Annotated in this window: 4 protein-coding genes; all 4 read left to right on the top strand. The window is 66.5% G+C overall.

Going from position 1 to position 7,509, the window contains the following annotated elements:
• The coding region (locus KJS59_RS29885; protein ID WP_213457228.1) for a helix-turn-helix domain-containing protein at positions 1-557 on the top strand (557 nt) is incomplete at its 5' end.
• Complete coding sequence (locus KJS59_RS29880; protein ID WP_213457226.1) at positions 554-1,111, top strand: ImmA/IrrE family metallo-endopeptidase; 558 nt, start codon at positions 554-556, stop codon at positions 1,109-1,111. The genes KJS59_RS29885 and KJS59_RS29880, both read left to right, overlap by 4 nt.
• Positions 1,112-1,531: 420 nt before the next feature.
• The gene (drmD, locus tag KJS59_RS29875) at positions 1,532-4,702 is read left to right on the top strand and encodes a DISARM system SNF2-like helicase DrmD (RefSeq protein ID WP_213457224.1); all 3,171 of its coding nucleotides are present in this window, start codon (positions 1,532-1,534) and stop codon (positions 4,700-4,702) included.
• Positions 4,702-7,509: Eco57I restriction-modification methylase domain-containing protein (locus KJS59_RS29870; RefSeq protein WP_213457230.1), on the top strand; the 2,808-nt coding region annotated here is incomplete at its 3' end. The genes drmD and KJS59_RS29870, both read left to right, overlap by 1 nt.

Genomic DNA, 7,509 nt, shown 5'->3' with positions numbered 1-7,509 from the left:
TGCAGGGAAGCGGCAGTGCCGCACTAAAGTTTGGGTATGCAAACCTTGAGGACGCGATGATGGCCGAGCCCCCGCTTCAGGAAACCGAGCGGCTCGACCTCGCCGAGTTCGGGCGGATGCTGCGGGAACGCCGCGGGTCCCTGTCCATTCGGCAGGCAGCCGCCGATGCTGGTGTGAGCTTCAGCACGTTCTCCCGGGTCGAAGCCGGTGCGCACCCTGACCTCGCGACGTTCACACGTCTCTGTTCATGGCTGCGGGTGCCAGCGGCGAGGTTTTTCAACCCGGTGACCGAGCGGCGGATGACACCCCTCGACGAGGCCGTTACTCACCTCCGGACCGACCCACGGCTGACGCCCGAAGCGGCGTCGACGCTCACGTCCGTGCTCACTGACATGTACAACACACTCGCCCGGGACCTGCCACAACCACGAACGGCAATCGCCTGCCATCTGCGTGCAGCATCGGTGATGAGACCAGGAGTCCCGCACCGCCTGGCGTCCCTCCTGACCGACATGCGCGATGAACTTGAACGACAGGTGGAGGCGGGGGAACTGTGACGCTGCCCCGCGGATTCAAGGCGGCCGCCGAGCGGCGTGCGCTCGAGCTGCGAGCCCAACTGGGCCTCACCCCCGCCGACCCGCTCGACATGGCGGCTGTTGCTGACCACCTTGAGATGAAGATCGTCAGCGCCGCCGCCCTCGTGGACGTCGCGAGACTCGAGGAGCTCGAGCGCCTTCAAGCATTCGCGTTCTCCGCCGTCACCTTCGAGATCAAGGGACGTCCGTTCATCGTCACGAACCCACTACGTCCCCCAGCGCGCATCGTCAGCGACCTCGCACACGAGATGTCTCACATCCTGCTGAAACATGATTTGTCTGAAGTCAGCGAGTTCGACGGGGTCCCGTTCCGGACCTGCCGCCCTGACGAAGAGGAGCAAGCAACTGCCCTGGGCGGAACATTGCTGCTCCCGCGCCCCCTCCTGATCCGGGCCGCTGCGAAAGGAATGGGCCCCGACGAGATCGCCAGCCGGTTCGCAGTCAGCATCGAGATGGCCCGATTTCGCTACAACACAACAGGGGTCGGCAAACAAGTCCGAGCCAGCCGACGCTGACGGGGCCAGCGACTCGCAGCTAACCCGTCCGAGAGGCGAAGCTCGTTTACTCGGGAAGGTTCCAGAGCGGGACCCCAGGCTCGTCGATGGTGACGTCGCGCAGCGGTCGCGGTTGCTCCGGTGCGTCGAGCATGCCCCCGGCTAGCTCGTACGTGTCAAGGGCGGCTGAAAACTGGATCTCAGCCGCCCTTGACACACCATCGCGGCCGGTAACAGGCAACGGCTTCCTACCAGGGTTCGTCCTGGACCCACCGATGGTAGGGATGGACATCAGCAGATTTCAGCGTAAGCCCGTGGTGCCGTGGGAGAGGGCGGTCTCGTGCGCTTGGAGGAAGATAAAGTGAGCGCGCGAACCGTCGTGATGAGTCGGATGCCAGAGCGCGTGACGGTATCGAAGTCGTGACTGGGGTGGATACTGCTGTGCTTGCTGCCGAGGACGTGAGGTCCGCTCGACGAGGTCTGCCGCCGCTGCCGGAACCCGGTCAGGTGGTCGAGGTTCGCGGCTCGACATGGGCGGTGTCCAACGTCCAGGTGCAGGGTCTTCCGCGTAGCCCGGCCGACGAGTCGGTTGCGCAACTGAGCCACGTCGTCGACCTGCTGTCACTCGATGAAGGCAGCCTAGGCGCGCAGCTCAGCGTCGTATGGGAACTCGAGGTCGGCCACACTGTTGCCCCAGTGCAGGGCCTCCCGGACGTGATCCAAGCCGATGGCTTTGACGATCCGGAGACGTTGGCTGGCTTCATCGACGCGATGCGGTGGGGAGCCGTCACGAGTGCCGACCCCAACCGCTATCAGGCCCCGTTCTGGTCTGGGGTGAACGTAGAGGCGTATCAGCTCGAACCACTCCGCCGCGCTCTTGGGGCACCGCGCGCGAACCTCTTACTGGCCGACGACGTCGGCCTGGGCAAGACGATCGAGGCAGGGCTGGTGATCCAGGAGTTGTTCCTGCGTCACCGTGCCCGCACCGCGATCATCGTGTGCCCGCCGAGCCTGTCGCTGAAGTGGCAGGACGAGATGCGGGAGAAGTTTGGCCTGGAGTTCACCATCGTCAACTCCGAACTGATGGCTGAGGTCCGTCGCACCCACGGTCTACAGGCCAACCCGTTCCAGATCTTCCGTCGGGTGATCGTGAGCATGGCCTGGTTGCCGCAGGTCCGGGCCCAGCGCCTCATGCGAGACATTTACGCGCAGGCCACGAACCCCAAGACCGGCAGCCGGTACGCCTTCGACGTCCTCGTCGTCGATGAGGCGCACCATGTGGCGCCAGCGAGTCCCTCGATGGTCGCCGGCGGGCGCGGGTACGCGGTGGACACCCAGCGCACGGTCGCCGTGCGGCAGCTCGCGGAGAAGTGCGAGCATCGCCTGTTCCTGAGCGCGACACCGCACAACGGGCACCCCGAGTCGTTCACGGCGCTGATGGAGATGATCGACCGTCGGCGGTTCGCCCGTGGCGCGAACCTCGACCCCGCCGCGCTAAAGGACGTGACGGTCCGGCGGCTGAAGGCGGACCTGGCCGGTAAGGGATTCAAGAAGCGCCAGGTCGGGACGATCGAGTTTGACCCGTCGGAGTCCGAGCAGCGGATGTTCTCGCTGCTGGACGGGATCGTCGCCAAGAGCGCACGTTTGAACGGCACCAAGCCCGGCGGGGACATCGTGACGATGCTGCTGAAGAAGCGGTTCCTGTCCAGCCCGTTCGCCTTCGGTATGACCCTGAGCCACTACCTGTCATCGAAGGCCGGCCGCGGGCTGTCCGACGACGAGTACGACGACATCTTCGGCGAGGGCCAGTCCGACGAGGAAGAGGGCTTGTGGGAGCAGGACGAGGCGGAGAGGCTGCGCGAGTCGAAGGGCTCCGACCCGCTCGTCGGAGCTGAACCTGGGCAACTAGAGACCCTGATGAACTGGGGTCTGGGCTATGAGAGCCGCGCTGACTCCCGTGTCGATCGGCTTATCGGCTTCCTCGACGCGAACTGCCGTCCCGACGGCAAGCGCTGGACCAACGAGCGTGTCGTCGTCTTCACCGAGTACGCGCACACCGTCGAGTGGCTCACCCGCGTGCTACGCCAGCGCGGCTACAGTGACGATCGGCTCGCGGTGATCCAGGGCTCAACCCCGCCGGACCAGCGTGAGCACATCCGCTCCCAGTTCACCGCCGACCCGTCGAAGGAACCGGTGCGCGTGCTGCTCGCCACCGACGCCGCCGGTGAGGGAATCGACCTGCAGACCCACTGCCACCGACTGGTCAACTTCGATATCCCGTTCAACCCGTCCCGGCTCGAACAGCGCATCGGCCGCATCGACCGGTACGGCCAGACCGAACAGCCGCAGGTGTTCCACTTCCTGCCCGTGCGGGACTCCTCCACATACGGTGCCGACCTGAAGTTCATGCAGATCATCGCCCGCAAGATCGCACAGGTCGAGTACGACCTCGGCTCAGCCAACCAAGTCGTCGGTGACGAGATCCAGAGCCACTTTGGCCGCCGCACACGTACGACGAAGAAGTCCAGCGGCATCGACACCAACGAGGTCATCAACGCCGCCTTGGCCGGCGGCATGGAACTCAACGCCCGCCTCACCCAGCTGGAGCAGGGCTACGACGACCAGCGCACCGAGATGCACCTCGACCCGGCCAACTTACGCCGCGTGGTCGACGCCGCGCTACGGCTCAACCACCAGGAAGCCCTGATCCCGAACCATGAGTTCGCCCAGGACACCGACGCCGAGGTCTTCACCGTGCCGACTCTCACCACAGGCTGGCGAGACACCCTCCGGGGCCTCGATACTCGCCTCGATCCCGGTGTACTGCGGCCCATCACCTTCGACCCGGACGCCGCCGAAGGGAGAGCCGACCTGGTGTACGTTCACCTCGGCCACCCGATCGTGCAGAAGGCCCAACGACTGCTGCGCCGGTCGTTGTGGAGCGTCGACTCGACTCTTCGGCGTGTGACGGCGGTGGTCGTGGACGGCCTTGATGAATCGTTCGTCGCCGCCGTGACCCGCATGGTTCTCGTCGGCCGCGGCGGTGTCCGGCTGCACGAAGAGGTCTTCCTCGCTGGCGTCCGGCTGCGCGGACGGCGCGCGATGGCCGAGGAGCGGGCAGAGGAGGCACTCGATAAGGCGCTAGACCGGGAGAACCTCGCCCTGGCTGATCAGCGGGTCCGCGACCAGCTGTGCGACCTGTGGAACGTGCCTGACGCCCCGCTGCGCCTGCGACTCGAAGAGTCGATGCGCGCCCGCGCCGACCGCCGACACGACCTGGTCACCGAGCAACTCGCCCGGAGGCAGGCCGCGGACGTGCAGCGGGCGACGGAGATCTTCGCCGCTTTCCGCGCCAATCTCCGCGACTCGCTCACCCGCCTCCGCGCCGAGGAAGACGCAACCGCAGGGCAGCTGTTCACCGACCCGGACCAGCAGCGGCAGTGGCGGCGCGACATTGAGGCCATGTCCCGCCGCCTGGACGAACTCGATGACGAGCAGGCGCGCGAGATCGCCGCCATCAACGACCGGTACGCCGAGGTCAAGCCGCACACGACCGCAGCCGCCGTCGTGTTCGCCCTGACCCGCGGCGACGCAGATGGGTGGCGAGAGTGATGGTGCGCCGCTACAACACCCGGCGCTCGGCCCCCAGCGTCGCCGACCAGCACCGCGCCTGGCTGGAGCTGGTCGACACTGGCGGCCCGTTTCTCGCCATCCCGCCACTGAAGCGCGTGTGGCCGCAGGGCATGCCCACGCTGTCCGACGCAAGCAAGGCCGCATTGGTCGATGCCCGCAAGGACTTCGAGGCCGCGTGGGAGCGCCTCGACCGTACACCGGATTCGGAGCAGGCCCTCGACGCCTACCGCGTCGTGCGTGACAAGTGGGTCGAGACGATCCTGCGCGATGTCGCGGGCTGGGCCGAATCGCTGTCGTGGGGTGAAGTGGCAGGCGTGGAGGCGTGTTCACCCAACCGGGCTGTCACCGTGCGCGCGCAAGCGTCGCTCAGCGGTCCCGACGGTGTCGGCGCGCTAGTGCACGTCGTTGATCCCGTCGAATCGCTGCGCGATACGCCCGGCGACTTGTGGGCGGCCAACCCGATCGACCGCCTCGAGGCGATGCTGCGCGACGGCCGCGTCCCGATCGGCATTGTCACTGACGGCCGCTGGTGGGGACTCGTCTGCGCCCGCCAGGGTTCAATGGTGGCCTCTGGCATCGTGGACGCGCTGACCTGGATCGAAGAACCGCGCACCCGGGATGCGTTCCTCACCCTGATCGGCCGGCCATACCTGATCGGCGGCGACCCGAAGGACCGGCTCCCCGTGTTGTTCGAGGAGTCGGTGGCCGCAGCCGAGGAGATCACCGAGGCTCTGGGCGCCCAGGTGCGGCGAGCCGTCGAGCTGATCATCCAGTCCATGTCCGAGTCGGCGGCCGACGCCCGACGACGCAGCCTTCCAGACCCGCTGCCGGCGCGCCCGCGCGACAGCTACGAGGCCGCCGTCACGGTGATGATGCGCGTCGTCTTCCTCCTGTTCGCCGAGGAGCGCGGTCTGCTGCCCTCTGGTGAACTGTTCGACCAGGGCTACGGCATCGCCCGTGAGCTCGATCAGCTCATCGCGCGCAGGACCGAGGAGAGCGAGGAAGCCCTCGACTCCACCTCGTTGACCTGGCACCGGCTTCTCGCGACCAGCAACGCCCTCTACCACGGCGCGTCCTTCGAGAATATCCGTATGCCCGCCTACGGCGGCTCCCTGTTCGATCCGTCCCGGTTCCCGTTCCTCACCGCTGCGACCGACGAGGGAACCCTGGCCGTCACGGTTTCGGACCGCGTCATGCTTCACGTCCTGCAGTCCGTGCAGATTGCCGCCATCAAGGGCGAAGCGCGGCGAATCTCGTTTCGCGACATCGATGTCGAGCAGATCGGCTACATGTACGAGGGACTGCTCGGCTACACCGCCGCCGTCGCCCGCGAGGTCACCGTCGGCATCAAGGGCGGCCTCGGCGAAGAGCCCGAGATCCCGCTCGCCCTGCTGGAGGGGCTGGCTGCAAAGAACCCTGACCGTAAGAAGTTCGCCGACGCCCTCCGCGCCTGGGTGGAGCAGGATCAGCCCTCGGCCAGGCCGCCGTCGCGAGCCGCCATCGCCAAAGCCGTTGACGCCGACGTCGACCCGAACATCGTCAGCGCGTTGACCCAAGCCGTTAGCGACGACCTCGCCCTGCGCGACCGCGTCAAGCCATGGCTCGGGCTGATCCGCCTCGACCTGCGCAAGCGGCCGTTCGTCGTCCTCGACGGCGGCCTGCTCGTCAGGGAAACCCCATCGCGGAAAAACGCTGGTGCCCACTACACCCCGAAGTCCCTCGCCGAACAGGTCGTGCTCCACGCCCTCCAACCGCTCTGCTACGCGCCCGGCCCGCACCAGGCAGCCGATCCGGCGGCGTGGAAGCTCAAGTCGTCCAACGAGATCCTCGGCCTCAAAATCGCCGACATTGCCTGTGGCTCCGGGGCATTCCTCGTCGCCGCCGCCCGCTACCTAGCCGAGCGCGTCGTCGAAGCCTGGACCACCGAGGACCCTGCGAACGCAGCCCGCAAAGACCTCTACACCCTCGCGATCCGCCAGGTCATCGCGAAATGCCTCTACGGCGCCGACATCAACGACATGGCCATTGAGATGTGCAAACTCTCGCTATGGCTTGTATCTCTCGACCGTAACCTGCCGTTCTCGTTCGTCGATGACAAGGTCTTCCTCGGCAACTCCCTGCTCGGTCTCACGAAGCTCGACCAACTCCGAAACCTGCACATCGATCCGAGCAAGGGAACCAAGTGGGTTACCAAGAGGTTGGCGTCCGGCACCGACCTCACGTACGTCGTCGACGTTGACGTTGACTCGATCATCGCCAAGGCTGTCGCCCTCCGTGAGGACCTTGCGTCGCCGGTCGACGACGCTGACCCGGCTCGCTCCAGCGCGGCGAAGCGCCGCCTGCTCACGCAGTTGCACGAGGTGACGGCAGACTTGCGGAAGATCGCAAATGGCGTCATCAGCGCGGGCCTCCCTCTCGGCGGTAAACCCGGCAAGACTCTGGACGCCGCGTATGAGGACTTGCGGATGGCTGCCAGAAAGGCATACCCGGGCACGGCTGGCGGTGACTCCGACAGCGCATGGCTTGAAACAATCATCGACCGGGGCCTCACACCCGCTGTCGAGACCGACTACGAGCGTTGGCAACCACTTCACTGGATCATCGAGGCCGCCGACGTCATGGTCGACCACGGCGGCTTCGATGCCATCATCGGCAACCCCCCGTTCCTTGGCGGACAGAAGCTCACCGGCGCCATGGGCACGCCGGTCCGCGACTGGTTCGTCAACATCCTTTCCGAGGGCCGCCGAGGCAGCGCCGACCTCGTCGCCTACTTCTTCCTACGTGTC

It is taken from the genome of Rhizomonospora bruguierae (genome assembly GCF_018397995.1).
Taxonomy (GTDB): Bacteria; Actinomycetota; Actinomycetes; order Mycobacteriales; family Micromonosporaceae; genus Rhizomonospora; species Rhizomonospora bruguierae.
This window is presented reverse-complemented; position numbering and strand designations above follow the sequence as displayed.